Source organism: Mesorhizobium sp. M0778 (genome assembly GCF_040320105.1).
GTDB lineage: Bacteria > Pseudomonadota > Alphaproteobacteria > Rhizobiales > Rhizobiaceae > Mesorhizobium.
The window spans coordinates 89,539-115,301 of the sequence record NZ_JAMYPA010000015.1 but is presented as its reverse complement, the minus strand read 5'-3'; the positions used below and the strand labels follow the sequence as shown (position 1 = coordinate 115,301).

General features: G+C 59.9%; 26 protein-coding genes and 6 pseudogenes. 17 read left to right on the top strand and 15 right to left on the bottom strand.

All coding sequences use genetic code 11. From position 1 onward, the window contains the following. Positions 1-126: 126 nt before the first annotated feature. On the top strand, positions 127-1,050 hold the full coding sequence (locus tag NKI22_RS20990) for a glycoside hydrolase family protein (RefSeq protein ID WP_352716365.1): 924 nt from the start codon (positions 127-129) through the stop codon (positions 1,048-1,050). 429 nt (positions 1,051-1,479) lie between these two features. On the opposite strand, the gene NKI22_RS20985 is transcribed toward NKI22_RS20990, so the two are convergent. Next, a complete protein-coding gene (locus NKI22_RS20985) occupies positions 1,480-2,406 on the bottom strand; it encodes an ArsR/SmtB family transcription factor (protein ID WP_352589216.1) in 927 nt (308 codons plus the stop codon). Positions 2,407-2,678: 272 nt separating this feature from the next. Then, positions 2,679-3,212: an alpha/beta fold hydrolase gene (locus NKI22_RS20980; RefSeq protein ID WP_023723255.1), complete on the bottom strand. Its 534-nt coding sequence runs from the start codon at positions 3,210-3,212 to the stop codon at positions 2,679-2,681. Between the two features lie 398 nt (positions 3,213-3,610). Between NKI22_RS20980 and NKI22_RS20975 the strand changes: the two genes are divergently transcribed. Further along, positions 3,611-4,693: a sensor histidine kinase gene (locus NKI22_RS20975; RefSeq protein ID WP_352484681.1), complete on the top strand. Its 1,083-nt coding sequence runs from the start codon at positions 3,611-3,613 to the stop codon at positions 4,691-4,693. Between the two features lie 189 nt (positions 4,694-4,882). Here NKI22_RS20975 and NKI22_RS20970 read toward each other — a convergent pair whose 3' ends face one another. Then, positions 4,883-5,233, bottom strand: coding sequence for a hypothetical protein (locus NKI22_RS20970; RefSeq protein ID WP_023722557.1), 351 nt, complete (start codon positions 5,231-5,233; stop codon positions 4,883-4,885). Positions 5,234-5,478: 245 nt separating this feature from the next. Then, on the bottom strand, positions 5,479-5,838 hold the full coding sequence (locus NKI22_RS31520) for a PHB depolymerase family esterase (protein WP_502896865.1): 360 nt from the start codon (positions 5,836-5,838) through the stop codon (positions 5,479-5,481). Positions 5,839-6,487: 649 nt separating this feature from the next. Between NKI22_RS31520 and NKI22_RS20960 the strand changes: the two genes are divergently transcribed. After that, entirely contained in the window at positions 6,488-6,841 is a 354-nt protein-coding gene (locus NKI22_RS20960) for a hypothetical protein (protein WP_245278762.1), read from the top strand. 187 nt (positions 6,842-7,028) lie between these two features. Here NKI22_RS20960 and NKI22_RS20955 read toward each other — a convergent pair whose 3' ends face one another. Continuing rightward, positions 7,029-7,481, bottom strand: coding sequence for a YidB family protein (locus tag NKI22_RS20955; RefSeq protein WP_023722560.1), 453 nt, complete (start codon positions 7,479-7,481; stop codon positions 7,029-7,031). 342 nt (positions 7,482-7,823) lie between these two features. Continuing rightward, positions 7,824-8,693, bottom strand: a complete 870-nt coding sequence (locus tag NKI22_RS20950) for an MBL fold metallo-hydrolase (RefSeq protein ID WP_352846253.1) — start codon at positions 8,691-8,693, stop codon at positions 7,824-7,826. A gap of 859 nt (positions 8,694-9,552) precedes the next feature. Here NKI22_RS20950 and NKI22_RS20945 point away from each other — a divergent pair. The 3 genes and pseudogenes from NKI22_RS20945 to NKI22_RS31515 form a co-directional block, all read left to right on the top strand. Further along, positions 9,553-9,807 (top strand): DUF982 domain-containing protein, encoded by a 255-nt coding sequence (locus NKI22_RS20945; RefSeq protein ID WP_352958807.1) that lies wholly within the window; start codon positions 9,553-9,555, stop codon positions 9,805-9,807. Between the two features lie 617 nt (positions 9,808-10,424). Continuing rightward, positions 10,425-11,078 (top strand): annotated as a pseudogene (locus NKI22_RS20940) (IS110 family RNA-guided transposase); the annotation flags it as partial. 24 nt (positions 11,079-11,102) lie between these two features. Next, positions 11,103-11,307, top strand: a pseudogene (locus NKI22_RS31515) (spore coat protein U domain-containing protein); the annotation flags it as partial. A 95-nt stretch (positions 11,308-11,402) separates the two neighbouring features. Here NKI22_RS31515 and NKI22_RS20930 read toward each other — a convergent pair. From NKI22_RS20930 to NKI22_RS20920, 3 genes are all read right to left on the bottom strand, one after another. Next, a complete protein-coding gene (locus NKI22_RS20930) occupies positions 11,403-11,600 on the bottom strand; it encodes an RNase H family protein (protein ID WP_084643096.1) in 198 nt (65 codons plus the stop codon). Positions 11,601-11,699: 99 nt separating this feature from the next. Then, positions 11,700-12,212, bottom strand: a complete 513-nt coding sequence (locus NKI22_RS20925) for a DUF2231 domain-containing protein (protein ID WP_023722565.1) — start codon at positions 12,210-12,212, stop codon at positions 11,700-11,702. Between the two features lie 431 nt (positions 12,213-12,643). Further along, positions 12,644-12,853, bottom strand: coding sequence for a hypothetical protein (locus NKI22_RS20920; protein ID WP_023722566.1), 210 nt, complete (start codon positions 12,851-12,853; stop codon positions 12,644-12,646). A 313-nt stretch (positions 12,854-13,166) separates the two neighbouring features. On the opposite strand from NKI22_RS20920, the gene NKI22_RS20915 reads away from it, so the two are divergent. Next, the gene (locus tag NKI22_RS20915) at positions 13,167-13,385 is read left to right on the top strand and encodes a KTSC domain-containing protein (RefSeq protein ID WP_023722567.1); all 219 of its coding nucleotides are present in this window, start codon (positions 13,167-13,169) and stop codon (positions 13,383-13,385) included. Between the two features lie 313 nt (positions 13,386-13,698). On the opposite strand, the gene NKI22_RS20910 is transcribed toward NKI22_RS20915, so the two are convergent. Further along, the gene (locus NKI22_RS20910; RefSeq protein WP_352958805.1) at positions 13,699-13,887 is read right to left on the bottom strand and encodes a hypothetical protein; all 189 of its coding nucleotides are present in this window, start codon (positions 13,885-13,887) and stop codon (positions 13,699-13,701) included. Between the two features lie 342 nt (positions 13,888-14,229). On the opposite strand from NKI22_RS20910, the pseudogene NKI22_RS20905 reads away from it, so the two are divergent. Next, positions 14,230-15,112, top strand: a pseudogene (locus NKI22_RS20905) (IS110 family transposase). A 344-nt stretch (positions 15,113-15,456) separates the two neighbouring features. Here NKI22_RS20905 and NKI22_RS20900 read toward each other — a convergent pair. Both NKI22_RS20900 and NKI22_RS20895 read right to left on the bottom strand, forming a co-directional pair. After that, positions 15,457-16,059 carry a DUF4142 domain-containing protein gene (locus NKI22_RS20900; protein ID WP_352885128.1) on the bottom strand — a complete coding sequence of 201 codons (603 nt, stop codon included), beginning with the start codon at positions 16,057-16,059 and terminating at the stop codon, positions 15,457-15,459. A gap of 56 nt (positions 16,060-16,115) precedes the next feature. Beyond that, positions 16,116-17,513 (bottom strand): cytochrome B6, encoded by a 1,398-nt coding sequence (locus tag NKI22_RS20895; protein WP_352958826.1) that lies wholly within the window; start codon positions 17,511-17,513, stop codon positions 16,116-16,118. Positions 17,514-17,740: 227 nt separating this feature from the next. Here NKI22_RS20895 and NKI22_RS31510 point away from each other — a divergent pair. Both NKI22_RS31510 and NKI22_RS20885 read left to right on the top strand, forming a co-directional pair. Further along, a pseudogene (locus NKI22_RS31510) lies at positions 17,741-18,155 on the top strand (DHA2 family efflux MFS transporter permease subunit); the annotation flags it as partial. Next, positions 18,151-18,557: pseudogene (locus tag NKI22_RS20885) on the top strand (molybdopterin cofactor-binding domain-containing protein); the annotation flags it as partial. The pseudogenes NKI22_RS31510 and NKI22_RS20885, both read left to right, overlap by 5 nt. 24 nt (positions 18,558-18,581) lie before the next feature. Here the strand turns inward: NKI22_RS20885 and NKI22_RS20880 are convergent. Next, positions 18,582-19,199 (bottom strand): alpha/beta fold hydrolase, encoded by a 618-nt coding sequence (locus NKI22_RS20880; RefSeq protein ID WP_352958801.1) that lies wholly within the window; start codon positions 19,197-19,199, stop codon positions 18,582-18,584. Between the two features lie 553 nt (positions 19,200-19,752). On the opposite strand from NKI22_RS20880, the gene NKI22_RS20875 reads away from it, so the two are divergent. Continuing rightward, positions 19,753-21,339, top strand: a complete 1,587-nt coding sequence (locus tag NKI22_RS20875) for a serine hydrolase (RefSeq protein WP_352958799.1) — start codon at positions 19,753-19,755, stop codon at positions 21,337-21,339. A 210-nt stretch (positions 21,340-21,549) separates the two neighbouring features. On the opposite strand, the gene NKI22_RS20870 is transcribed toward NKI22_RS20875, so the two are convergent. After that, complete coding sequence (locus NKI22_RS20870) at positions 21,550-21,723, bottom strand: hypothetical protein (protein WP_352549434.1); 174 nt, start codon at positions 21,721-21,723, stop codon at positions 21,550-21,552. 484 nt (positions 21,724-22,207) lie between these two features. Between NKI22_RS20870 and NKI22_RS20865 the strand changes: the two genes are divergently transcribed. From NKI22_RS20865 to NKI22_RS31500, 4 genes and pseudogenes are all read left to right on the top strand, one after another. Continuing rightward, a complete protein-coding gene (locus NKI22_RS20865; RefSeq protein WP_352958797.1) occupies positions 22,208-22,351 on the top strand; it encodes a DUF982 domain-containing protein in 144 nt (47 codons plus the stop codon). 42 nt (positions 22,352-22,393) lie between these two features. Beyond that, positions 22,394-22,593, top strand: a pseudogene (locus tag NKI22_RS31505) (biotin/lipoyl-containing protein); the annotation flags it as partial. Between the two features lie 168 nt (positions 22,594-22,761). Beyond that, entirely contained in the window at positions 22,762-23,217 is a 456-nt protein-coding gene (locus NKI22_RS20860) for a Ros/MucR family transcriptional regulator (protein ID WP_352549438.1), read from the top strand. 228 nt (positions 23,218-23,445) lie between these two features. Next, on the top strand, positions 23,446-24,036 hold the full coding sequence (locus NKI22_RS31500) for a hypothetical protein (RefSeq protein WP_502897708.1): 591 nt from the start codon (positions 23,446-23,448) through the stop codon (positions 24,034-24,036). A 55-nt stretch (positions 24,037-24,091) separates the two neighbouring features. Here NKI22_RS31500 and NKI22_RS20850 read toward each other — a convergent pair whose 3' ends face one another. Beyond that, positions 24,092-24,355 carry a hypothetical protein gene (locus tag NKI22_RS20850; RefSeq protein WP_023722282.1) on the bottom strand — a complete coding sequence of 88 codons (264 nt, stop codon included), beginning with the start codon at positions 24,353-24,355 and terminating at the stop codon, positions 24,092-24,094. 304 nt (positions 24,356-24,659) lie between these two features. Between NKI22_RS20850 and NKI22_RS20845 the strand changes: the two genes are divergently transcribed. Together NKI22_RS20845 and NKI22_RS20840 are read left to right on the top strand one after the other, a co-directional pair. Next, the gene (locus NKI22_RS20845) at positions 24,660-25,322 is read left to right on the top strand and encodes a nucleotidyltransferase domain-containing protein (protein WP_352484673.1); all 663 of its coding nucleotides are present in this window, start codon (positions 24,660-24,662) and stop codon (positions 25,320-25,322) included. Continuing rightward, a complete protein-coding gene (locus tag NKI22_RS20840) occupies positions 25,319-25,735 on the top strand; it encodes a hypothetical protein (protein ID WP_023722279.1) in 417 nt (138 codons plus the stop codon). The genes NKI22_RS20845 and NKI22_RS20840 overlap by 4 nt, the downstream gene beginning before the upstream one ends. Positions 25,736-25,763 lie beyond the last annotated feature (28 nt).

The window sequence follows — 25,763 nt, the reverse complement described above, 5'->3', positions numbered from 1 at the left end:
TCGTTCAATCGTTCAACAACCGTTCATGGGCGGAGTTATAAATGAGGGCTGCGAATCGATTCGGCTGAGTCACGCAGACGGTCCAAATGAAAGGGGTCCGCGAAACAATCGCGGGAATGCTTGCGAATGAAGATCGACTTTGAAACCAACGTCTTTCCACTGTTTCACCCGCAGGCGGTGGATGATCTGAAGGACCCTTGTCCGGTGTTCGATGGCACGCTCTGGCACGTCTTCGGCTCCAGCGGCACCGTCACAACCGAGAGCTGGAAAATCCTCCACGCCACAGCGCCGGATCTTTATGGACCCTGGACAGAGCACGAGGCGATCGTTTTGCCGGTAACCGGATCGGGCATTGCGGCGCCCGGCGTCATTCATGAGTGCGGCGTCTTCCACATGTTTATCCAGACCGAATTCATGAAGTCCGGCGGACGTTGCGAGCACGCGGTCTCCAATGACGGCTTTCATTGGGTCGTGCTCAATCCGGCGATATTGTCGCTGCCCGACACCGATGAGGACGGCATCTACGATCCCCACCCCGCAATCATCGGAGGCAAGCGCTATATCGTCTATTCAGGCATGCCAAAATTCACCAGGGTGCCCCAGCCTGATGTCTATCTGGCGCGCAGCCAATCCGATTCCTGGTTCGGGCCATGGAAACGTCTCGGCAAAATACTCGATCATCTCGACGTGCCGCATCACAATGCGCGCGAACACCCGGATTACGAATGGGGGATCGAAGGCGCGCAGCTCGTCGAGCTCCCGGACGGTCGTGTGCTTCTTAACGCCACCTGCTTCCTCCCCGAAGGTCCGCGCGGCAGCCGGCAGCGCGTCTTCTTCGCCATCGCCGATGACGTCAAGGGTCCCTACGTTTCCGTTGGCCCCGTTCTCGACCCTGGTGAGCCCGGCGAGAATGGCCATTCGACCGTAATGATCGAAGGCCGGCAATTGACTTTGTTCTACCAGAGCAGACGCGAGACGACGAACCACCGCTGGCGATATGGCTTGGCCAAGTGCGACTTGGATCGGCACATACTTTCCAGAGTAGCCTAGAGAACGTGATCCAATCGTAGCCGCTGGGCTACCCACCTCGTCCAGGTCGCATTGCCGACGGACGCCGACAAAACCCAAGAAAGGCACAGATTAAGCTCGCTCATCACAATGGTGCTGCCAGTCGCCGTTTCGGATCAATGGTCGTCAAGCGATAACGGATGGGCTAGATGTCCCAGGCGGATGACGTAGGCAGTCGGCGAAGCCTGCGACGAGGCAGGTTGAGAGTATAAAATGGATCAAGGTAAGCTGGTCGTCAGATAATACATTTAAATTCTCTCTTCGAACTCCTCGGTGAGACCAGTCGTGCCAATCGGTTTCTCAGCGCCGGTGACAAGATAGCCGCAAGTCTGACCATTGGATGCGAGTTGGCTAGATGAAAGGAAGCAGCTGAAATTGGGTTCACTATTTTTCAAACCGGGATCGATGATATCAACCGGTTTTGATCCTGAGCAGGATGTCCTGATCGTAATTTCCAAAGCCCTTGCCGAAAATGTTGATCCCGCCAGGGCGCTTGGCGTCGTCCTTGACGCCGATACGGACGCGGATTGAATGATGGCTCTTCAGATCGAGTGCGGCGAGGCCGGTTTCGGAAATCCTGAGGCCGTCGACATAGGTGCCGTCATTGGCAATTCGCCAGTTCTTGAGCTTGCCGTATTGCGAACCCTTGAGTTTCCACCAGGACGGCGTGAAGACGCCGCGTTTGTCACCGAAATCCCCCGGCGACGTCCAGGTGCCGACATCGACGCCATTGATCGTCAGCGTGATGTCCGAGGGCCAATCGGCGCTGGTGCCCGGCACTTCCGAAGACAGCTCTATCGCCACTTCGAGCTCGGTGATCTCGGCATTGGCGAGCTTGGCATTATTGGGAAACTGGTATTCGACAAAACCGCGGGTGAACCACAACAGCCCGGCTTTCATACGATCCGGATCGAGGAAAGTGTTCGGTACATCGAGCAAGCCGATGATGCCGTCCGGCGAACAAAGGCCGCAGGGCGCGGTAACCTCGAAGCCGGTGTAAAGCCCGATCGGCATCGACACTTCGATCGCGTCGTTCTTGACCGCACGATATTCGCCCTTGAACACGACGAGCACTTCTTCGGCCGTCGGATAACAGATTTTCTGACTGCCCTTCTTCGCTTTCAGGTGCTCGGTGCGGATCAGCCCCGCATCCTCCAGCACCTGGATGTTGGTCGAGACGGTCGACTGCGGCAGCGACAGCACGGCGGCGATTTCGTTGACATTCATCGGCCCCTTCTCATGCAGCAGTTTCAGCATCGAGATACGCGCCGAGGAGGCAAGCCCCTTGAGCACGGCAATGCCTTCCTCAGGTTCAATCACCAGAAAATTACGACCCATGAATTTCCAGTCTATACTTGTGGAAGAAGCTATCGCCTCGCTAATTCGTGTTCTGTAAGCTTGCGTTGGTGGGCGGGACCGTTGCAACGGCGTCGAAGGAAACGCCGAGCCGGCAATTTGGTTACATGCAAGCGGCTCCACGTTCGGTACGCATTTGAAGCCACACCGCAACAAGGATGTTTGGCTCAGGTCTAAATTGTTTGCCGCGCAGCTCGGCAAGGCACGCATCGATTGCAGCAAGCCGCGAGTCGCACCGGTAGCGTTGCGGGGGGCTAGTCATGGGTGCGCCGCAATGCTTCATCGTTCGCTCCCGCCGTGGCGACCACTGTATGGATCATGGCAAGGACGGCTTGGGACGCGCTGTGGTGCACCATGTGACCGGAATTCTGCACGATATGAATCAGCGAACCTGGCACATCAGCATGAAGGCGGTGGGCCTGCCCCTTCGCATCGAGCAGGCGGTCACCATCGCCGGCTAGGATTCCGGCAGGCACCGATACTTCTTTATAGCTGGAGCGAAGCAGCGCCGACGGAACAAGTAAGCCCGATTCCGCTGAGGTGGACCGCAATTGCGAGGGACGGCTTGCAAGTTCCTTCATAGCCGAAGCGGAGACGGTCGACACTGCAGCCGGCCCAAATATCTTCGGCACTGCCAGCGGCCAAGTCAGCCTGACAAGGAGTGGCATAAATGTGTGACACAATGCGCTTCCAATGCGGCCGGGCTTTCGGCCCGCTTGTTGGTCTCGCGGATCGAAATGATGATCGAATACTGATTTGACGCGATGGTTGACCTCGCGCATCAGCATGCGAATACGATGCCCGGTTTCCCTCGGCGACGTGATGTCCCGGGCAATCTTCGATGATCTGCCTGGTTGCATTGCCCACAGGCGATTTCCGCTGTCGTGAACATACGATGTAGGCGAGTCGATATGGCTCGACCATCGCGTCAGCGCACGTCTGTAAAGGCCGGGCAGGGCCGGGCCAAGATAGATAAGCTATCGTGATGCTCAGGTAGCTGGTTCAGTTGGCCGGTGGTCATCTGCGTGAGCGCATTCACGCTATCGTTCTCGGCCCGCATGAAGTCCAGCTGACTGGCGACTTGTTCCTCGAGGCCTATACGCGGCGCATGAAAATGCAGTGTCCAGCTTTGGCGATGGCGGGGGCGCTGGATTGTTGATATTGTACGCACGGAACAGGCGCGCAAATGACATCTGATTCAGAGAAGCCCGCGGCGGTCGAGCAGTTGCTGGATACACCTGAGCTTGCAACCGCACTGGAAAGCGAACAGTTCAAAAAATTCCTTGACCAGGTGCCGATCGCCATAGCCGTTTCCGACCTTGCCGCTGAGGAGCGTGTGGTCTACGCCAATCCCGAATTCGAGAAGCTCTCAGGCCTGATGGCCGCCAGGCTCACCCGGGAAAACTGGGCAGCCCTTTTGGGCAAAGGCCTCCACGAGCAGAAGGACCGGCCGCTTGCCGAGGCCGTGGTCGAGGGAACCGATTTAGTCGGCACCTACAGGCTGGAGCGCAACGAGGACAAGCCGGCGATCGTCGACGTTTATTCCAACGTGATCGAGGACGACAACGGCAAGATGTGCTTCCGGCTGGTGGCGCTGGTCGACGTATCGGCCCATGGCGAGGCGGGAGATGAGCGCTCGGTGGAGGAGCGTGTCAGCGAGAAAGACACGCTGCTACGCGAACTGCAGCACCGGGTAAAGAACAACCTGCAGATGATCACTGCACTGATCCGGCTGGAAAGCCGCAACGCAACCGAGGCCGACCGGAGACGGTTTGAGCGGCTCGCCGGTCGCGTCGACGCTCTGGCGATCCTCTACCAGACGCTAACGGCCGACGAGCCGAAGGAGGAGGTCGATCTTGGCGTCTATCTCAGCCAGATCGCGTCCGCGGTGATGAGTTCGCATGCAGTCGAGGGGATCCGCCTGGATATGAAGGTCGATACATATCCCGTGTCAATAAACGTCGCCATGCCGGCGGGACTGGTCGTGAACGAATTGCTGACCAATTCACTAAAGCATGCGTTCCGGGGACGCGACGGCGGCACGATAACGCTGCACAGCATCGTCAATGGCGACGGCTGCCGGGTTATAGTGGCGGACGACGGAATCGGCCTGCCGGAAGGCGAGACGTGGCCCAAGCCAGGCAAGCTCGGAGCGCTGATCGCGCGCTCGCTGACCGAGAACGCCAAGGCGCAGTTCGCAGTCGACTCTAGCGCTAGCAAAGGGACGAAGGTGACCATCATCTTCAAACGATCGGCGGCAGCAAGCTGAAAAATTGCCGTCGAACATACTGCACTGGCAGTTGCGTTCATATCGCGGCCTTGAACAGTGTGCTTGCAAATAGGCCCGGAGGTCTTCGAGACGGCTTCCATCACGCGGTCCAAATTTCCCGGTCGAAGGGCCGCATTATTATTGGCGGGGAAGCAGGGACGACGTGTGGGGGCGGTGCGCTCGCTTGGGTTAGCGCATAAGGCCCGCTGTCCGAAGGGCGTGCTCGATGAGGTTCTTCACGCCCGGCTGGCCCGATGCGTTAGTACGCGGGGACTGGAGGGTGGCGGTTGACTCCGAGGACGCCGTCTTCGCCTTTTCCATAGCTGGTATCTCCAAACGGGATGGCACGTGCTGGCGAGCAGGCAACTCTGGCCTCGATGTCGTGGAGACACCCTTCTCCGTTACCAAGATGCCCCAGAACCGCGCGATCTCCTGAGTGGAAGAGATGCCGACATCAAGCATAAAGGGTCCCGGAGCGCCGAGGCCGTTGCCGAGCGGTGTACCGTGGCCCATCCCAGCGATCATGTTGACCTCGATCAAGACTTCTCCCGCGCCATCACGCCAAACTTGCTTTGCGTGCTGGCCGGCAGCCTAAAGATGCGTTAGCGCTTTTGCCCGATGGACCTCCCGCCAGTGGCTCGCGAGCGCTTCGGCGTTGGAAGGCGAAACCGTCTGGTCGGCGGTGCCGTGGCAAATTGAGATCTTCGGCCACGGTCCTCGATGATGCGACGCGCCGCGGAGTTCGTTGCAGATCCTGTTCCGACGGGCCGCCATGTCCACGCATTCTATCGAACGCGTCCGGGATTGTCGTTGCGCTGCCGTAGGGCAGGCCGGCAATATCGCACAGCCTTCCAAATACTTCCGGATATGTCGCCAGCATGGCCGCTGCCATTGCGCCTCCAGCCGAAAAGCCCGTGGTCGAGACCGTGGGTGACGACCATCGTCTTGATCATCTGGCGGATCGAAAGCGCCTCGCCCGAACCGCGCTTGGCGTCGTCAGGCTGGAACCATTTGAAACAGAGGTTTGGATTGTTGCCGCGTTGCTGCTCGTGAAAGAGCAGGGCGAACCCGGTTTCGTCCGAAAGTCGCGACCATCCGGAGTGACGGTTGTACGCTGCCGCAGTCTGGGTGCAGCCATGCAGCATGACGACGAGCGGAGCGCCTTTGGGCAGTTCATCGGGAAGATAAAACGTGGCCCCCAACGCGCCGGGTTTGGTACCGAACTCGGCCAGCGTCTGCAGATGGTTCGACCCGCTACGTTTGGGAGTATGTGACGCATATCGCGCTTACAACGCGGCGATACTTGCGACGTATCGGATTTTTTTCGCAATCGCGCCGCCTCCGGTTGTGATGCCCGAATGGACCTCGATCCGCGCAACGCATACGCAGCAATATCGCTGCCGCATTGCACAATAGCAAGGTAGGTGGGGAGACAAAGTCCGGCCGAGCCCTGGAGCTGGGCTTGGAGGAAACCTGATGGTGGGCAGACCGCTTCCTTGTCGCGGTGCCGCTTGCCGCCCTGCGCTGCCGCTGCGATGGCGATGTATTCTGGGCGTAGCAGTTCAACAGACGCTTTGTCGGCCGACGCGCTTGCCGCAACCGCCCCGCCAAGACAAACCAAGTGATGGGCGGACGGTGGCGCACTCCGGAGGTCTACGGGAACATGACACGACAGTGACCGGCGAGCTTCGCAAGGCGTGCCTCCGTTGCCGCATGCTTCACTTAACGCGGAGCACCCGACTTCTGCCCCATCTCCCGGCCGCCTTCTCAGATCGTGTGGGGCTGGAGATCTCGATGAACGGGATGCGGTCCATGACGGATACTCCCCGCTCCGATGCTACACCGAAACTCGATCCAGAACAGCTGCAGCTGCGGGCCTCGCCTCGCCGCGCTGTGCGCTTCAAGCGCAGCATTATTGTCGCCATTGCAGCTGTTGCTTCCGGCACCGTTCTAGGCGTCACCATGATGGCGCTGCAGGGACCGGCGCTGCGCATCAAAGAGCAGGCTGACGAGCTTTACAACACTGAGCGGAAGCCAACCACGGAGGCAATTGAAAGGCTGTCTAAGGACTATTCCGGGATCAAGCCCAAGCCCCCGATGCTTGGACCACCGCTGCCCCGCGACCTCGGCCGCCCCACTCGCTACTGACGGCGCGCTCGCGAGCGGCTTCGTAACCGCCGAGCTACACCACCTGATGGGACACGACCGACGAGCCTTCCCAAGGCCGGTAACTTGCGGCTGGCGGGCTGTCCAACTGGGTGCGTCCGAGCAATTGGATTCCCCGGTGTAGAGTACTGGATCTCGCCTTGGCCGGCTGCATTCCTGGCTGCGTCCCCTACGATACATTGTCGAGCAGGGTCGACTTATCCAAGCCTTGTGTCGGCTCAGGCGGCCATTCACCATTCGGCGTCATCTCGTTGACTGTCTCGGGTAGATCCCGCGCAATCCTTCTGATTAGCTCGTCGCGCGAAAGACCCGTGTGCATCAAAATGGACGTGAGTGTACCTTCGTCCATTGCCGCTTCGACGTCCCTTGGCTCGATCGGTTGGTTTGGCCCGCTGCCAACCCACGAGTCGACCTTCGATCCTGCCCCCACCTCCCTGAACCGGTCGAGGATCTCACCAAGGTCAGCCCTCGACACGCCATTCGTTATCTGAGCCAGAATTCTGCGTTGCGGGTCGTTTGGGTTAAGATACCCCGCTCCCGGAATCAATTCACAGAGCTTGTCGCGATTTTGGTATGCCAGAACGCCAAGCATGGCGATCGCCAATCTTCCCAGATTTGCCATTTGGTCTCCTCCACGGTTGAGCGAATCGAAGCCAAGTCTCGGCGGATGCCGACGCGTGTGGGCTCGAACGACTTCTTGCCGGTCGGCTCGCCGGCGGAGAGGGCGCGTCCTCGGGTACTCTTTTCCATCTGACGTCTTCTCCTGACGCAGAACTTCGGGGCGCTTGGCCGCTGTCGCCTGCGCCGATCGAACGCCCTAACCCGGCGCCTTCCGGGTTTGTTCCGCTTGTCAGAGTTTGTCGGCGACGGTAGGGGGCACGACCCGACGGGTAACTCTACCGGCTCGAGAAATAGAGTCTGCCCAACTTGACCATACTTCAGAACGACGGCGGCTCGGTTAGCCTCAGCTACCTTGGACTGCCGCCGGCTCGCGCACAAATTTCAATTTCGGCGGGACGGCGAACACCCTGAACCGCTCAGCCAGGCTGTCAAGAGCGTGACGCATGCCCACTCCCGCAGCAGCCGCACCGTGTCCACTGATGACCATCTGCGGGTTCAGGGCAGCCAGGTGCTTCACGGATCTTTCCGCCGCATCCCAGTCCGGCGTGAAGTAGCGCGGCGGACCGTGCATCTCAAGATCCTGAACGGCGACCTCATAGACTGACTCCTGACCGGTGGTGATGAAAGCGTCCCCTACGATCAGCGAACGGTCCTTCTCGCGCCAGAGCGAGATATGCCCAGGTGCGTGCCCGGGTGTGTGTAACCATCGCCATCCGGGCATTCCGGGGATCGATCCGTCGGCAGGTAAGAGTTCCAAACGGTTGCCAAGATCAATTGGCCCGCGTGGAAAAAGCGGCGACAGCAGCGCCATCAGTCCACCCCCGACCCAGGGATCGGGTGGCGGATAGGATGCGGTTCCGTCCAAATAGGAGTGCTCGAGTGGATGCGCGAAGACAGGCACGTCCCATTTATTTGCGAGGTCTAGAACCGTTCCCACATGGTCGAAATGGCCGTGGGTCAGGATGATCGCGGCCGGCCGTGCGTTCGTGCCAAACCGCCTTTCCGCGACCGCAAGAATGCTGCTGCGGGACGTCGGCAACCCGGTATCGATCAGCACCCAGTTCCGATCTCCGCTGCCCGGTGCGCCGAAGAACACGACATTGACGATTGCTAGCCGCAAATAGCCTAAGTCCGGTGCGATGCTCCAAGCGCCGTCGCCACGATCCTCGCGCCTGGCGTGGTCGATCTCGGAAAGTCGAATCTGAACGGTCATGTGATCCCGTGCCTCTCTTGTTGCTGAGCAGCCGCTCGAGTCGATCGGCGGTGGTACATCGCCCCGAACTTGGCACGGCCCCCCTTGTTCCTCATTCGCCCCCAGCTCCGGACAGTCCACCACAGGAACAAGGCTCGACCAATCGGTTCGGCATTACCCGGCCACGCAAGGACGAGCTGGACTGAGCAACGAAGATGGCGCGCGCCCGATTGGATGCGGTATTTCGCCAACGCGGTTCCCGGTCCTAACAAGGCGGCCGAGTTCGAAGCCGACTGCTGAAAGGAGACTTCGAATGAGCGAAGTGGGGCGCAGGGACGAGCACCAGGTGGAGGCTCCGGTTCTGGAGGCTCCGGTTCCGCAAGCTTCGCGCTTCGCCAGTTTTTCATGGCAGGCTTTGAGTGCTCCTCGCACCGGCGCAAGGACGGGGTTCGCCTCGATCTTATTCGTGCGACCTCGCATAATTTGCATGCCCTGGGCGCCTACCGCGGCTGCGCCGAACTCGGCCTTCGCACCATCCGCGACGGACCGTGGCGACACCGTCTCGATCAAAGCGGCACTACGCGAAGCTCGGGAGACTGCGCCTTATTTGGTGCCCTCCGACGAAGAACTAACCGACGCGATCGTCGAGGCAGCAACTGCCTTGGGCCTCTGCGTGGCTTTTGACGGTCGCGAGTAGCTGTCAGCCAACTTCAGCCGCTGTGGCATCGCAACGGAAGCGCGCCGTCCTGCGCATTTCAATAGTCAGAGGTAATCCGTAATTACCTTCGCAACCTGCTATATCTGCCTGTAGAACGGGAACTGCGGGCTGAGCAAAGGTATTTGCTGGAGGAACTTGATAAGGTCGACAAAGAGTGACCGCATGGCTCTCCACTGGTTCAACCCTCCGGTCCCCGTCAAGACCGAGCGTCCCGGGATCATCCGCAATGTCAACAACGCCGAGGCAGCCGGCGAGGAGCTGATGAAGTGGACCAAGCGTGGTCCTTGGTGGGACCTCGCGGTGCGCGTTTGCATGGCCGTAATTTTTCGACGAGATGGACCTGAGGAGGCCCGCAAGGCATTCCTAGCTGCTGCAAAAGAGGAGGGGACATTGCTCCCCCCAATGACAACTAGCTAAATTGGATGCGGTATAAGGTTCTAGGTGTCTCTGACCAACACCGCCTTCGCGAAAGGAGCCCGCCGCCAGCAAGGGGAGGCGACGGACCCCGCCACAGCGGCTGCACATCCACGAAGACTCCCGCTGCAACCTCTAAACCTGCGAGGGCCTACATCGTTCCCTTAGCTGCGGCTAAAGCGGGGTTGGTCAGCGGGCTCTTGCCGCTCTAAGTTCCGCCTTATGGGTCCTCTGTGGTTCTCTCCACCGGTCTACGTGAAGACGAAACGTCCGGGCATTCGCAATGGGGTCAGCCACGTCGAGGGAGCCGCCGAGGAACTCATGGGTGGGACACTAAGGGCCCGAAGTGGACCAAGGTGGTCCAATCCTGCGTGGACGCGTTCGAGGACAGAGTCTTCCCCCAAGAGGTCTTCAGCCTTTGAGGCGGCTGCCAAGGAGGCCAACGTGTATCGTTTTTTGCCGACTGTGCTATGAAGGCAGGTGCGGTGGCGGACCGGAGACCGGAGCATCTTTGGGTGATCGAGGCCGTGGGAGAGCAAGGGTCTTCGTCCGCCGTTCCATCGAACCCGAACAGTCGCCTGGGCCGCAAGCGAAGCCCGATTAGGCAAGGATGGGACAGGATGGAAATCATTGTTGGCATCGACGTTTCCAAGGATCGGCTCGACGTGCATGTTTTGCCGTCCGGCGAGGCGTTCTCGGTGGAGAATGACCACGCCGGGGTGGAGGATCTGGTTCGGCGGCTGGCAGCCCTTTCGCCGGCCGTTGTCGGATTGGAGCCGACAGGCAGCTTCGAGAGACTGGCGGTCGCCGCCTTGGCAGGCGCCGGCCTGGCGATTGTTGTGGTCAATCCGGCGCAGGTGCGCGCCTATGCCAATGCACTCGGCAAGCGGGCCAAGACCGACCCGATCGATGCTGCCGTCATTGCCGCTTTCATCGCTGCGACCAGGCCGCAATTGCGGCCATTGCGCGACGCCGAAACCGAGGCCCTGGCCGAGCTCGTCGCCCGCCGGCGTCAGATCGTGCAGATGATTGTGGCGGAGGACAACCGTGCTCGCACGGTCATCGCGAAACAGGCGCAAAAGAGCATCCACCGGCTGCTCGTCGCGCTTCGGCGTGAGCTGGCAAGCCTCGATGCGGGCATGGACGATCATATCCGCAAGTCCCCAGTCTGGCGGGTCAACGAAAAGCTGCTTTCCTCCGTGCCGGGTGTCGGTCCTGTCGTCGCCCGCAGCCTGATCGCCGAAATGCCGGAACTGGGCAGCCTCGACCGCCGGTTCACCCCCGCAGCCGCAAATGTCAAAGGGGGCGGAACCGTGACTTACGGGCTCTACAAGGACATTGCCCGAACTCAGCCTTGGGGTGATGCGTCGATGGCTGGCAGCATGGTGACGGGAACTGGCACCGGAAACCCCAGCCTTGACCGTTTATGGCCGGGTGCATCCGCAGGCCATGCCGTCGGCCGGTGTTTACACCGACACTGTCGTCGTCACAGTCACTTACTGAGTGGGACACGATGCGGCCCGGGGAGCGATGTTTACTTGGGCAGCCTGGCTAAAGCAACAATGGACGCGAACGCCAATCCGACAGCAATGAGCATTTTATGAGAACCTAGCCGACCGAGCAGCTTCATTGGCTAACCGGTCGACCTCCTCGTTCAATGGATCGCCATTGTGGCCACGCACCCGTTCCCAGGTGATATCGCGGCCGGCAACGAGGGCTTCCAGTTCCTCCCACAGGCTACGGTTTAGAACTGGCTTGCGTTGAGCCTTGCGCCAGCCCTTGGCTCTGCAACTCAAAACTCATGGTGTCTCCCTGGTATTTGACGAATCCCAAAGACACGAAACAACGCCGATGACCACGACGACGGCTCCCGGCAGGTCGGCCATTCGTCAACCCTATCGGGATAGTTCCGGGCGGGAGTTGACGTCCTCACCCTCTTCGGGATGGACGCCTACCCTGTGTTCGTAGACAAGCGTCCCGCCTTTCCAGCCGGTATAAAGGAGCAGCAGAACGACAATCGTCGACAGCGCCAGGCCCCAGGGCAAGGCGCCCTCGGCGGCACCGGCGCTTAGGCGCAGGATGAAGCTGGCCAGCGCCAGCACCACGGCCACGACGTTGCCGACCATATGGTGCCACGCGGCATTGATGGACCGCACCCTTGAATTTCCAAGAAAATCGGCAAAGCCGGCCAGCGCCGCAGCAGCGCTCATCAACAGGGCAAAGCCGAGCAGCCAGAAGGATGCTTCGGCCCAGAATGCATTGCCGGTCGACCAGAACACTAAATCCGACAGGAATACCGACACGAGCAATGCGATCGGGAAAGGGATCAGCATGGGGTGAATCGGATGGCTGCCAATCTTTGCGGTGGTTGCAACGCCCAGCAGATGATTTGCGCGATCGTCAGCCATGCCCAACAACGTTGAAGGCGGCCCGGGAGTTCCAGACCGGCGCGAACAGCAGCAATCAGTCGCTATCGAAAGTTGTTCTCAGCGGCGCGATGCGCAGGATGAAAACCTTCGACTTAAATATTCCGAGCCGCGCAGCCGAACCGCCATTCGGCCTCGGCGGCCTTGGAAATGCCGATCCTGCGGCCTGTCAGAACTTGCTGCGTTCGCGCGGTGGGTCTCGACGATGACGCCGCCGACGCCGTGGAAAAGGGCGGGCCGCTGGGCTTACAAGCCGATACGTCTTCCCGTCGGTCTGTCCTGGTGCGGGCAAAGGCCCGACGGCGGTACATTCAACGTTTCTAGATTGACGAGCGCACGCCCGCAAACGCCAAAAAGCTAGGCGCACCTTCGCGGCGGGATCTGGCCCGCCACGCAATGGCGGAGCCAACTCCCTAGCGCGCCAGCGGTAGTTTCGACGTTGAAACAAGTTCTTCCTCGTGTGTAATTCCAGCGGTGTAGTTTGCAAGGATACGAGACGCCAGCGCTTCGCGCCGCTGTTCAGATTGACCTTCGAACTTGAGCCGATCGAACACGCGGCCCAGCAACGCGAGTTCGGATGGATTGAAGACGCCTGCCTCTTCAGCTTTTCGGTGGATCGGCATGTGTCCCTCCCACGCCGGATGAGTATGCTGCGCAACTAATCCCATTTGGCTGACGCCCGAGCGGCAATGTCATGGGCGGCTTCTTCGAGACCAGCCGCATTGTTAGTATTGACGCTCGCGCTTTCTCAGAAATCCAACGTGCGCGTGATGCCGAAAGGTGCAGCTACCTTTTTGTGTATCTCGATTGGGAACACGGGACCGCCGCGAAAGTTCGGTGCACGCAGCGAACCCTCCCCTCCAGGTATTGCTGCAGATCGGTATCCCGATCGGCCCGCGCTCCCCGCAAGGGCGCGGGCCTCGGCCTGTGGTGCTCATGCCATCTACTTCGATCCGCAAGATGGAATATGATCTGGATAGAAGGACCCTCTCGGTGTGGTTCGTCGCCAGCGGTAAACGGTACGAGTTTGAGGGCGTACCGCCGGAAACCTTTGCCGCGTTCCGGGCCGCGTTCGCCAAGGGCCGCTATTTCAACGACCACATCCGCAACAATTTCCGCTACCGTCTGGTTGCGAGCGATAGCGACCCGGGATGACCTGACCTGCCGGCGGCTCAATCGTCCTGTCGCTCCCAACCGGCGGTTGGTGGACGCGTTGCCGCTGTTGCGCTTAGGGTTGGTTACGGTCCGCGCTCACTTGGCAAGCCCAACCCCCCGCATCCCCCCGCCTGGTGCAAAGCGTTTGATCGGTCCCGCCGTTCCGGCAGTGCGGCGGGACTTTTTGCGGTCCAGGTGGAACATCGGCGCGCGGGGAAGGCGCGGTGCACGCAGCACCCTTTTCTCATCCAACGTACGTCGCTGGCGCTGAAGGGTCTCAACGTCGGTTTGCCGCCGGAGCTCAACTAGTGGACTATTGCTCGACCGGAAGCGGCTCGTGCTGCGGCTCAGCGTGGTGGAACACCTGTCCAAGATCGCGCGCGTCGAACGTTTGGTCGCAGACTGGGCAGTAGATAAAGTGCTTCGATTCGTCCTCTACCGGCCCGTCATGCGGCCTGCCCTTATAGCCTGTGGCGATGTTGTCGGTTCTAATCCGGGGCATCGACAAGTGCCTTTGGTCGTTTTGGCGGCCGATATTTCTCGCTTGTCACGGTCGACCGTGACTAGTGGCCCGAGGTCCGTCACGGTGTCCTCGTCGATGCGCGTGACCTCGCCTTTCAGGTCAATTTGCTGGCCTCGGTTCACCTTGGTGTGGTCGATGATGGAATGTGGGAACTCGTAACCTGGGATAGAGACGCTTACGCGGTCCTCTGTTATCCGCCTTCGAACCGTGGCAGTAATCGCCACTTGGTCACCAATGCCTATTCCCCGAGCCATGCCATGGATTCTGGTGCGGGCAGTGTCTTCTTCAAGAGGCTTCTAATATACGCCAGCCATCCTAAGGCTGAAGCAATATGTCGGATTGGATGTGTCGCAGCGAGAGACCAGCGTTTGCGTCGACGATGATGCTGGAAGGCCTATCTTCCAAGGGAAGGTGAAGTCCGATCCGGGAGCACTGACCGAGTTGCTCCGCAAACGGGCACCTCACGCCGAGCGCATCCGATTCGAGACGGGCCATGTCCAGCTGGCTCTGGCAGGAGCTCAAGCGGGTCGGATTGCCGGTCGTCTGCATTGATGCTCGGCATGCGAAGGCGGCACTTTCAGTTCGAATGAACAAAAGTGATGAGAACGATGCCCGCGGCCTGGCCGAGCTGGTTCACGTCGGTTGGTATCGGGAAGTGAAGGTCAAAAGCGCGGAGAGTCAGGCCACCAGATCCATGCTCGTCGCACGGTCAAGACTTGTTGAGATCCGGCGCGATCTCGAAAACCAGACACGGTCCATGCTGAAGGAATACGGGCTGCAGTTCAGTCGATCGATTGGGTCACAGTTCCGGCGAAAGGTTTGGGAGCTGGTTGCTGACGGGCATCCGCTTCGGTCGTTGGTTCAGGCCCTTCTATCTGTCCACGAGCAGGTCTGCTGTGAACAGGAGAAGCTCGATCGGCAAGTCCGGCATCTCGCTCGTGAAGACGACGGCGAAACGGATATCAATGGCCGCGTCTCACGCTGGGGCGATCGACTGTTGCGAACCTATCTCTACGAAGCAGCCAGTGTCCTCCTGCACCGGACGAAGAAATGGTCCACGCTGAAAGCCTGGGGGATGCGTCTGTCGAGGCGGATCGGCTTGAAGAAGGCAAAGGTGGCGGTCGCACGGAAGATCGCGGTTCTGCTTCATTGCATTTGGGTCGACGGCACCAGCTTCGAGTGGGGCAGCGAAAAGATGGCGTAACAGATCCGCACTCGATCCCAATCGCGGGCCCTTTGCGGAACTCGTGATGTCCCCCGCCGGGACGGTGGTTGCGGCGACCTCGGTCAAACGGCTGACAGCAGTTCATCTGCATCTCGTTGGAAACGTTGAGGCGCCCGACCCGAACATCATCATGAGGCACTCGACCTCGGAAAGGACCATGACCCCGGCGATGGCAGTGCGAGATCCGGATTGACAACCACCCGCAATTAAAGGGCCGTTTGACAGGCGGAGCTCGCCGAATGGCCACAACAGCTAAGATTGACGCGTTTGGCGGCTCGCGTGCAATCGTAAGCACTGTTCACGTTGCAGATGTGGCCGGCAGTTTATTTGCTCTTTTGCGCTTCCGCTGCGAGCAAGGCTTGTCCCGCTAGTTCCGCGTGCAGCGTGCGCGCCATATCGAGGTGCTCGAGCACCTTTGGTAGGTTGTCTGAGGCGAAGTGCTGGAGCTCTGGATCTTCGCCGGAGCCAATCTCCCAAGCCAGAAGCTGCGCTGTTTTCTGGTGGTCGAGGATCTGCGCAGCCAGATAAGCAAGATCGAACGCGACGCCGTCCTGCTTTTCGAGATCAGCGCGGATTTTCTTATGATCAGGGTCGAGCTCTTCGGGAAGCGGAATCTCGCTCTTGTCCGCGACGGATTTCAGCTGTTTATTTGCCTCGTCGTGATCTTCGACCATTCGATTTGCAAATGCGCTCACCCCATCATGGCTTGTCTTTTCGGCCGCGAGCCGACCCAGTTCCACCTCGGCCCTGCCGCCAGCCGTGACCAGCTGGGCGAAAAGCCGATCCTGATAATTCGTCTGGTTCGGCGCTGGAACTCCGGGCTTCTCCATCCTCGTGTCGGGAGCAAGGCCGGCCGGATTGCCGATCTGCGCCAACGCACAACAAGGCGACAGCCCCACGGCGAAGGTGATTGCGGCAGCACGCATGGGTGTCCTCCATTCCGCGCCGAAGGCGGGCCCCCGGCAGCGGCTCTTTCGCTCGTTCAGAGAGTGAGCAGGTAAGCCACGAGTGAATCCTTTTCCGGCTGGTCAAGCTTCGTTCCGAGCACCAAGTTGAAGAACTCAACGGTATCGCCAAGCGTCATTAGGCGGCCGTCATGCAGATAGGGCGGAGAATCCTTGATCCCGCGCAGTGTGAAGGTCTTTATCGGCCCATCCGGTATGGCGACCTGGTCGTTGAAGGTCTCGCCGATCTTGTAGAACCGCTCGAGCTTCAGGTCGTGCATGTTGTTGTCCATGAATGACAACCCTGGAACATGACACTCGGCGCAGCGGCCCTTGCCCATGAACACCTGCTCGCCCTTGAGCTCCTGCGCACTTGCGGTGGCCGGGTCAAGCCGCCCGAACGGGTCGAGCTTCGGCGCCGGCGGAAAATCGATGATATTCTGCATCTGCGCCATCATCGCCACCTGGTTCGTGCGGTCGGGCAGATTCACCCCTTTGCGGGTGGCGCTCACGTGATCGCCGTTGAAGTAGGCGGTGCGCTGCTCGAATTCCGTGAAGTCCTCGACTGAGCGCAGCGAGCGCTTGGAGCCATGAATCTGCTGATTGAACAGGCCGCGTAGGCTGGTTGTGTCGAGCCGAAAGCGCTCGGCTTGTGGCCGGACGTCCGGCGTCAGGTGAAAGGCTGCGTTGGTATGGAAATTCGCATGGCAGTCGAGGCATGCCACACCCATGCTTTGCATCGCGACCTTTCTGTCCTCGGTCTGATTGAATTCCTCCTGCGGGAAGGGCGTCAGCAGCAGACGCAGCCCTTCCATTTGTACGGGTGTGATGATGCCGTTCATATATTCGTAGAAGTTGCGGATCGTCAGCAGATCACCGCGCGATACATCCCCCAGTTCGGGATGCGTGGTGAGGAATATCGGAGGTGGAAATTCCGGCGTAAGATAGTCGGGCAGGTCGAAATCGACGTCGAAGCGCCGCAGATCGCGCCCTTCATCGGCGCCGATCTCTCTGATCTGGTTTTCCGGAAAGACCTGGCCTCCGGTCGCCTGCTTGACGTGCGGCAGCGGCAGGAAGCCGTTCGGCAACAAACCACGGTCGCGGATTTCTTGGGGAGTCTTGGCGGCCAGGCTGTCCCAGGTCTCGCCTGCCGGGAGTTTGACCCTGACGCCCTCCTGCACCACTTTCCGGCCGCCCGACATCATGACGCCCCGCATCGGCCGGTCCGCCAGGTTGTAACGGCTTTCGAGCAACTTGCGCTGCCGCTCGATCACGGCGGGTTTTTGCGCTTCGTCATTCTCCTTCACCGCAGAAAAGGGCAGGCTTGGCAATGGACGATAGGTCAGATCTGGCGGCAGCGGATCGGAAGCAGCGCTAAGCGTGACCGCGGCGGCGCCAAGCAGCGCCGGCAAGCCAAGGTTGAAGACACGTGACATATCCCCTCCCAAGATTATGAAAGTCTCAATACGAACAGACCGCCCCAACTCCCACGTGCGATGTTTGTTCCCGTGACTCCAACCAAACCGGACCGCGTCGTTGATGAGCTCGGGCGAGCCGCCGTGATAGTAAGACGACTGGGATTGCAGAGCGGTAATCCTCCTTACCAAGGCCAACGCAACGGCTGGTTCGTGTCGAGCTTCATCACGACGTTTGCAGTCATTTCTGGGATATTGGCCGCGGCGATCCGACCGTCGACATACGCCTGCTGTTCACTCGCCAATTTGGTGCATGTTTCTTGGTTATGATGGCAGTCGGCGCCGTCATGTTCAGCACAACGCAGATCATGCCACAGCTGCAACAAACGGCATTGGCCTACACAGCGACGCTGTCGGGCCTCTCGATAATGCCGGGCGGCATCGCCATGCTGCGGGTATGTGGTGGCTACGTTCGCCCTATGGCATATGACGTCGCTCACCCCGACGCCAGCTACTACTTTTTGCCTTTTGGGCGCGTCTTCCTGATGATCGGACTGCGTTCCTGATCATCCCTATTTCGACCGCGGCTTACGTCGGTCTCCCTGCGCAAAGACCAATCAGGCGTCAGCGCTGATCAACGTCGCCCGCAACATCGGCGGCTCGCGCCTCGATTTCGCTGGTGGCGGCGGAGGAACTCGGTATCCCCTATGAGCAGGTCAAGGCGGTGGTCGCCGATACCTCCAGCCTCGGCTACAACGATATGACGGACGGCAGCCGCGGCGCCTTCTCGTCTTCGATGGCGGCGATCTCCGCCGCCCGCAGCGCCATCAAGATCCTGCGGGACCGCGCCACGCAGACATCCCGGTCGACGACCTGGCCTGGGAAAAGGGCCACGCGATCGCCAGGGGCGCGACGCACGGCCTTTCGCCGCTGTCGCTGGAGGACGCCGCGTCGGGGAAGACCGGCGGACCGATCGCCGGCCACAGTGAGCTCGTCGCCCACGGCGCCGGCGTCTCCTTCGCCACCCATATCTGCCATATCGAGGTGGATTCCGAGACCGGCTCGTGGCCTGCGGCTCGGTCGTCCTCGTCATGTTGTCGGTCTATGCCTAACCCGGCCCTGTAGTCCTCGATCACGCCGTGGACCGTCGCCGGATCGTGGATCGAGGCGAGAAATCAGCGTAAGCCTCCGCGCCCATCTCCGCGGGATCACCGCCGTACCATGCGTCTGGATTGGCAAGGATAGCCTGCTCCGGCTTTTCAGGCTGAGCGAAGAAGAACCAATGCCACCAAGCCGATGCGAACCGAGCGTCACATCGCGCCAGCGCATGCCGATCGGAATGGCTTGCCGGCTGACGGATGCCGGATGATCCATTGCTGTCCGAAATGCGGTGTACGCCCCACGGTCCTGACCCGCAAGTCCGAAGAGATCGAAGCCCAGATAGTACATAAGGGCTAAGCAATCGCGGGCATTGGACCTTTTAGACGAGCCCGAATGGTCAGGCATGTCAAAGGGCTTGGCCGAAACCGCGAAGATCAGGCAAATTACGGTGTATTCCTCAGCCAAAATCGGCGCCACGCGATGCCAAGTGGCATGGGTGCGAGGATGACCGTGCAGCATCAGAAGCGGTGGGCCCCTTCCACCAACCCGCACTCTGAGCGTCGCATCCAGAAGTTTGATCTGCTCCAGCGAGAAACCTTCAAACATGCAACTCCCTCCATTCGCAACATTTGCCAAACGTGTAAACGGGAGAGGCAGTTCAATGTCGGCTTCCGCGGGATGTGAACTTGCCACGTATTTCCGAGAAGAGGTCGTGAGCCGAATGGCGGCTTTAACTGGTCCCGCGGCAATAACCGGACGGACAGCAAACGGGCCCCGTGCCGCAGGCAAGATCGGTGAAGACGAAGCGTCCCGGCCCCTCGGCCATCGGACCCCATGCAGCAGGCCGTAGGGCCTCGCGATGGGCCATATAATTGGCTTCCATGACTTTCTGGTTGGCCGCCAGCCCGTTGGCGAACAACTCCTGATTAGATGCCATTTGCCGCCCGGCCTTGGAACGTGACGTTCTCCCGCGCAGTCCCATCCAATTGCCGCCCGCGTAGGTAACGCGGATACTTCACCAGGTCCCGCAATCACATGCGTGCAGCCGCGGTCGCTGTCTGATCTTTGGACTTAAACATGTCAGTAGAAATAACTGTAACCATCTTTCATCTTGCCGCGTATGATCCGATCATCTGCCGTGCAAGTTTGAGGACATGCAATGAAGAAGGCCGCTGCTCTCGTGGTGCTTTCCCTCGTTACCATGCTCCCCGCCATGGCAGCCGCGCAGTCCTACGTGCCGGAGCTTGGGCCATCGCCGCCGCAGGATGCTGTGCAGCTGTATCCCGGCGGTGTCGAGAAGGCTGTGGCCGCCCTGTCGGACATCGTCAAGAAAGTCAAGGAAGCATCCGACGTTCCCGGCTTCGCCGTGGCGGTGGTGCAGGGCGGCAAAATGATCTTTGACGAAGGCTATGGCCTTCGCGACAACCGGGACGACACTTCTAGGGTCAGCAGCACCACCATCTTCCAGGTCGCCTCGGTGTCGAAGTCGATCTCGGCCACGGTAGCCGCCATCGCCATGACGAAGGACCACAGCTTCGATTGGGATACCCCGGTCGGCAAGGTCTGGGACGGCTTCCGCCTCAATCTCGACTATGTCTCGGGCAACGCCACCATCGGCGATTTCTTCGCCCATCGCTCGGGCCTGCCAATGGCGGCGGGCGATGAGCTCGAGGATCTCGGCTTCCAGCGCAAGCAGATCGTCGGCGGCCTGTGGATGGTGCCGCTCGATCCCTTCCGCATCTCCTATCACTACGCCAATTTCGGCACGACGATCGGCGCCGAGGCAGTGGCCCACGCCGAGAAACAGCCTTGGGAGCCGCTGGCCAAGAGCCTGTTGTTCGATCCGCTCGGTATGCGCTCGAGCAGCTATCGGCACGAGGACTTCATGGCCGCCGGCAAGAACCGCGCCCTGCTGCATGCGCGCGTGGCGGAGAATGTGTTCGAGCCGCTCTATGACCGCGATCCCGACCAGCAGGCGCCGGCGGGCGGCGTCTCCTCCAGCGTCCAGGATCTTGCCAAGTGGATGATCCTGCTGCTTGGCGACGGCACCTATAACGGCCAGCCCATGATCGACCCGAAGATCCTGCAGCCCGCCATCACACCGCAGAGCGTGACCTACCGCGGCGAGACGCCCGATACGCGGGCCAGCTCCTATGGCTATGGCTTCAATGTGGGGGTGAACGCCAATGGGCGCACCACCATGGGCCATTCCGGCGGCTTCCTGCTCGGCGCCGGCACCACCTTCCAGATCTTGCCCTCGGCCGACGTCGGCATCGTCGTGCTCACCAACGGCTCCCCCGTCGGCGCCGCCGAGGCGGTCGCCGCCAGCTTCATGGACATCGTGCAATATGGCCAGATCACCCGCGACTGGTATCCCTACATGAAGCCGCGGTTCATGGGCTACTACAAGCCGGTGGGCGACCTCGCCGGCAAGGTCAAGCCGACGAACCCCGCCAAGGCGCGCAGTCCATCCTTCTACGAGGGCCAATATACGAGCAACTATTTCGACACCGCCACCGTGCGGGCCGATGGCGACAAGCTGATGCTCGAACTCGGCCCCAAGCCCATGCAGTTCACGCTCGAGCACTGGGACGGCGACACCTACGCCCTCACGCCCCGCGGAGAGAACGCGCCGACCGGCTCGCTGTCATCGGTGAAGTTCGTCGGTTCCCCCGGCGGCATTCGCGCGCGGGTGATGACGGTGGACTATCTGAATGAGAACGAGTTGGGGCATTTTCAGAGGTAGGGGGTGAAGGCGTCGGGTGCTTCATACACCCCATGCCGTCGGTCGACCTCACGCTTCAAAGCCTCGTGGGCGCTCGCCAGACAGAGCCGCAGTGTCTTAAAAAGCGCCTCGTCTCGTTGGGATCAAAACCACCCTGGGTGGTGGCCACCGACCGGCGGTGGCCCTCCTAGTGTTTCACGGCGTGCTCGGCCGCTGCCTGAAGGAATGCGTTCATAGCGTTGATGATCTGATGATCGCCTCGGCTCCTTCGATGTTCATAGCGAACTTCAGCTCTTCCGTGTCGGTATTCAAAGTCAGAATGCCGATCGAGGGACGATTTTCCTTCGAGAACTCCGCGGCAGCACCCACCCCGGTCAGGACGAACAGCGGCTTCGGAGTCTTCATTGCGGTGCCCTCGCGGCCAAAGTTCGCGCAATCACGAGAGATGCGTCGAGTGCGGCGTTCTCGTCCCTCGCCCGCTTATCAGCCGGGAGGTGCTCTATCGCTTCGCGAGCTCCAACGCTCCAACCCGCTGCGATGACCTTTCCCATCAGATCCTAAAATGCCCAGACGCTCCCCTACGGCCATTGCGGCGGCGGCCTTTCCTCAAGAGAAGCTGCTTTCGCCTCTCGCCTTCCACGCTCGACGAGAGCGTCAATGTTGCGGGCCAACGCCGGAGCTAGCCCTTCCTCGCCCGGCGTAGTTGGAGTGCCGCGAGCCATATCGTTCCAGGTGAAGCTGGGGTGCATAGGTCGCTCCTAATCTTACACCTAACAGTGCATTTTGAATTTTGCTCCATGACCGCAAGACGACGGCTGGATCGCTTGTATCGACAGGTACTTTTTCGCGGTGAAGGTAGAGTCGAACGCTTAAACGCCGGCCTGACCTGATGCGTTATGATTGGCCCACTGGAGAAACTGGGCGCCGCATCCAGGCACCCATGGCCTGCATGCTCGGCTGGGATAGGGCCCCGGAGATTGCCCGCGTGGCATTTCTCAGCGCCGCCAAGGAAGCGAAAATCTTGAACGCCTGACATCTCCCGAATGCACGTTGCCATCCTGGGCTGTGTTCGCGTGTCCGCGCGCCGAGGCCTGGCGTCTCTCGGCGCTCTCGGTCGCTGCCGTCCAGGCGGTGAAGGCCGGCGATCTGCTGCTTTCGATCGAAGCGGTGAGATGGAACGGCGCTGCATGCCGAGCGCGACAGCACCATCGCCGAAGTCCAGATCAAGGCCGGCGACCAGATAATGCCAACGATCTGCTGATCGCATTCGGGTGAATGAGGGTGCTACACCTGAAGGGAAATCGGCCGCAAACACGCATGTCGCAGAAGATGACCAGCAAAGTCGGCCTTGGAGTAATCTAGCGTCAAATAATCGTTGTTTGCAATTGCGCAGGCCGAATTTTCCAAATAGGAACGCCGGAGATCAACAAGGGAACAATTTTGATGGATGAAGCAATTGGGCAGAGAAGGGCTGATCTGCTAGGGATGACAGCAGATATCGTCGCAGCCTATGTCCAGAGCAACGCAACGCCCGTGGCGGATCTGCCGAATTTGATCGCCAGTGTTAATTCTGCGTTGTCTGGCCTGGATGAGCCGGTCGCTGCACCATCGCCAATACTTACGCCCGCGGCAAATCCTAAGAAGTCGATCTTTCCCGAATACATTATAAGCCTTGAGAACGGGCGCAAGTTCAAGTCGATGAAGCGCCACCTGGGCTTGCTTGGCATGACACCTGATGAGTACAGAGCCAAGTGGGGTTTGGCGCGGGACTATCCTATGGTAGCGCCAAGCTATGCGGCTCAGCGGTCTGCGCTGGCCAAAGCTGCCGGTCTCGGCCGCAGGGCGGTTGCCAAAACGCCGCCAAAGAAAGCACCAGCAAAGCGCAAGGCCAAAGCCTGACAGTGCACGAATTCGGGCCATGCCATCAGGTCTAGATGGTCCAGGTGGCGTGGCTGGGAATGAGCTGCCTGGCTTCGCAGTTCAGTAAGCGCCGCTCACGCCAAACACAAGCTTCAGCACTGCTTGCGTCTTCACGTCCTCGTATCCTGGCGGGGGCAGGAGAGGTCGATCAATGTGCGATCGACAAGTCGAGCTGATACATCGTCGCCCTCGACAGATAATCAAATCATGTCGATAAAATCGCACTACATCGCTACATCAAGCTCTGCTCGATGCCACAAAGCAACAAAGCCGCTGAATCCAGCAGCGCTCCGTGCTTCAAGGGCATGGCCATACGGGTGCTGGGTAAGCCTAAATTTCTTCCCCGAGCAATATCCTGGCCTCCTTGGCAGCAGCGATGAACGCCTGGCGTGCTATCCTTGGTGGTTTTTCTCCACGGATTACGGCAAGGCATGCTTCGATTGCGGCGCGCCGCGACTTGCCCTGCGGCCTCGGCCAATCCTTCAGCAGAACTTCGGCCGCGTCGGATACCGACGCAACAACTCTGTCGCGATCGATCCGGCCGGGTTGAATGATGACGGGCTTTCTGAAACGTTTCGTACGCACGACAGCCTCCAAGAACAAGATATGTTAGCTTCTGCTGATCCTTTGCGCCACATCAAACGTCCGCAAGTAACAGAAGGCATCCGCTTAGCCCAGAAGCTGCCGCCGCGATGGACGCTGGCCAGTGCTTCAGCACGTCTGGCCGGCCCCGAGTTTCGAAGAGCGCATCGCCAAGAGCGGCGTTACCCAATAAATGATTCACAAAATACCCAGTGAAGGGCAGTGAAGGGGAGTTCTCCGAACGCCGCGAAATGGAATCTCGGGGCTGAATTTACTCCATATCCGGCACGTCACCGCAGGTGAATAGCACGGTCGGCGGGCCATAGTCGCCAATAGCCGGGTCGGCGTCGCGGCTCCATGCGATTACGCCAACGTGCTTCCCTGCGAGGGCCTGACCGGTGCGGATTGCGCGTTCCTCGCTTTGCTGATCGGCGGGACCAAAGGCGGGAAACAGTTCGCCGTCCTCGCCACGATCGAACGCCACTACGACGATTAGCTTGGGCTTCTTTTGACCGGGCAGAATATGATCAGACATGGCAGGAACCTGTCACATGACCGAGGATTGAGTCGTGTTCGAGACTCGGGAGGTGCGCATGCAAGACCACCGTTTTGAGGAGCCCGTGCAGGTCGCGGAACACTATCTACACTTGGAGCGGGTTGCCCAAGCCGCCGATATCCTCTGAACAGATGGCCGACGGCCAGCATCAGGTCCAGATGCAAACGTGGCGCAGCAACCGCCCAGGACTCAGACAACAGGACGTTCGTATAGAAAACAAAACATCCGATTTGATATCCGACGATTTGATGTGCTATGAGTCCACAGCAGAAGGAACTTGCGCATGGCACGCTCGACCGCTCAAAGCGCTTTGCGCTATCCACTCACCATTATGCTCGGCACCGAAGCAAGCGTAAGATTGCTCCGGGAATTGTCGCGCCACGGCGGCTTGCTTTCTTCTCCATTGCTTGCGACTCGTAGCGGGCTTGCAAGGGCAAGCGTGTGGTCTGCTCTCGCAACCTTGGAAGGGATTGGCATCGTATCTTCGGAGGGAACGGGCAGGGCTCGTCTTTACCGGTTGAATGATCGCCATCCGCTGGCGACATCACTGGAAGCTCTCTTCGAGCAGGAGGCGCTTCGGTATTCCAATATTCGCGCCGTAATCACTGAGGCGGTCTCCGCAGTTCGGCCGAAAGTACTCGCGGCCTGGATTTACGGCAGCGTAGCGAGGGGCGAGGACCGTCCAGACAGCGATCTCGACATCGCAGTGGTTACGCCATCCGAAAAGCTAGATAGCGCGCTCCAAGAAATCCGTGAGGCACTGGTGACCCAAGGTCAAAAGCTTGGCTTCAATCCCTCGGTCGTGGGACTCACTCCGGAGGATGTGGCAAGGCTGTCGAGCACGCGAGACCCGTGGTGGGGCGGGGTCGAAGCCAATGCCCTGCTCGTCTTGGGTTCACGCCCGGACGAACTCGCAACAAAAACTCGCCGGCAGGCGTTGGCATGACCAGAAGAGGTGCGACGAAAGCAGTCGAGACAGGCTTTGGCGAGGGGCGATTGCGCATCGCCCGCTCATATTTGAAGGCTGCCCGTTTAGAGGTGGCAATGTCCGGAACGGGTGACATCGGAAATCCGGCTATGTCGCAGATCGTGAATGCGGCAATAGCATACGCCGATGCGCTCACTGCCCGATTTGCAGGAAAGATCAACCGCGCGGATCATGCGGCCGTGGTGAAAACCATGCGCGACGCGCTTGGAAATCGCCTTCCTGCAGCGCAGGCCAGCAGGTTGCGGAGCATCCTCGATGAGAAGGACGAAACTCAATACGGAATCAGGGCAAAATCATTACCCGAAGCGGAGAGCTTGCTCGACAAGTTGGAAAAGTTCGCGGAGTGGGCGGAAAAAGAACTGGAAGTCTGATCAGCAATGGAGGCGGCATGTCGCTTAC

Coding starts and splice junctions, on each gene's coding strand:
- NKI22_RS20990 (WP_352716365.1), top strand. CDS start 127: ATGAAGATCGACTTTGAAACCAACGTCTTTCCACTGTTTCACCCGCAG.
- NKI22_RS20985 (WP_352589216.1), bottom strand. CDS start 2,406: ATGGGTCGTAATTTTCTGGTGATTGAACCTGAGGAAGGCATTGCCGTG.
- NKI22_RS20980 (WP_023723255.1), bottom strand. CDS start 3,212: ATGCTGATGCGCGAGGTCAACCATCGCGTCAAATCAGTATTCGATCAT.
- NKI22_RS20975 (WP_352484681.1), top strand. CDS start 3,611: ATGACATCTGATTCAGAGAAGCCCGCGGCGGTCGAGCAGTTGCTGGAT.
- NKI22_RS31520 (WP_502896865.1), bottom strand. CDS start 5,838: ATGCTGCATGGCTGCACCCAGACTGCGGCAGCGTACAACCGTCACTCC.
- NKI22_RS20960 (WP_245278762.1), top strand. CDS start 6,488: ATGAACGGGATGCGGTCCATGACGGATACTCCCCGCTCCGATGCTACA.
- NKI22_RS20955 (WP_023722560.1), bottom strand. CDS start 7,481: ATGGCAAATCTGGGAAGATTGGCGATCGCCATGCTTGGCGTTCTGGCA.
- NKI22_RS20950 (WP_352846253.1), bottom strand. CDS start 8,693: ATGACCGTTCAGATTCGACTTTCCGAGATCGACCACGCCAGGCGCGAG.
- NKI22_RS20945 (WP_352958807.1), top strand. CDS start 9,553: ATGGCTCTCCACTGGTTCAACCCTCCGGTCCCCGTCAAGACCGAGCGT.
- NKI22_RS20925 (WP_023722565.1), bottom strand. CDS start 12,212: ATGGCTGACGATCGCGCAAATCATCTGCTGGGCGTTGCAACCACCGCA.
- NKI22_RS20920 (WP_023722566.1), bottom strand. CDS start 12,853: ATGCCGATCCACCGAAAAGCTGAAGAGGCAGGCGTCTTCAATCCATCC.
- NKI22_RS20915 (WP_023722567.1), top strand. CDS start 13,167: ATGCCATCTACTTCGATCCGCAAGATGGAATATGATCTGGATAGAAGG.
- NKI22_RS20910 (WP_352958805.1), bottom strand. CDS start 13,887: ATGCCCCGGATTAGAACCGACAACATCGCCACAGGCTATAAGGGCAGG.
- NKI22_RS20900 (WP_352885128.1), bottom strand. CDS start 16,059: ATGCGTGCTGCCGCAATCACCTTCGCCGTGGGGCTGTCGCCTTGTTGT.
- NKI22_RS20895 (WP_352958826.1), bottom strand. CDS start 17,513: ATGTCACGTGTCTTCAACCTTGGCTTGCCGGCGCTGCTTGGCGCCGCC.
- NKI22_RS20880 (WP_352958801.1), bottom strand. CDS start 19,199: ATGTTTGAAGGTTTCTCGCTGGAGCAGATCAAACTTCTGGATGCGACG.
- NKI22_RS20875 (WP_352958799.1), top strand. CDS start 19,753: ATGAAGAAGGCCGCTGCTCTCGTGGTGCTTTCCCTCGTTACCATGCTC.
- NKI22_RS20870 (WP_352549434.1), bottom strand. CDS start 21,723: ATGAAGACTCCGAAGCCGCTGTTCGTCCTGACCGGGGTGGGTGCTGCC.
- NKI22_RS20865 (WP_352958797.1), top strand. CDS start 22,208: ATGCGTTATGATTGGCCCACTGGAGAAACTGGGCGCCGCATCCAGGCA.
- NKI22_RS20860 (WP_352549438.1), top strand. CDS start 22,762: ATGGATGAAGCAATTGGGCAGAGAAGGGCTGATCTGCTAGGGATGACA.
- NKI22_RS31500 (WP_502897708.1), top strand. CDS start 23,446: ATGTCGATAAAATCGCACTACATCGCTACATCAAGCTCTGCTCGATGC.
- NKI22_RS20850 (WP_023722282.1), bottom strand. CDS start 24,355: ATGTCTGATCATATTCTGCCCGGTCAAAAGAAGCCCAAGCTAATCGTC.
- NKI22_RS20845 (WP_352484673.1), top strand. CDS start 24,660: ATGGCACGCTCGACCGCTCAAAGCGCTTTGCGCTATCCACTCACCATT.
- NKI22_RS20840 (WP_023722279.1), top strand. CDS start 25,319: ATGACCAGAAGAGGTGCGACGAAAGCAGTCGAGACAGGCTTTGGCGAG.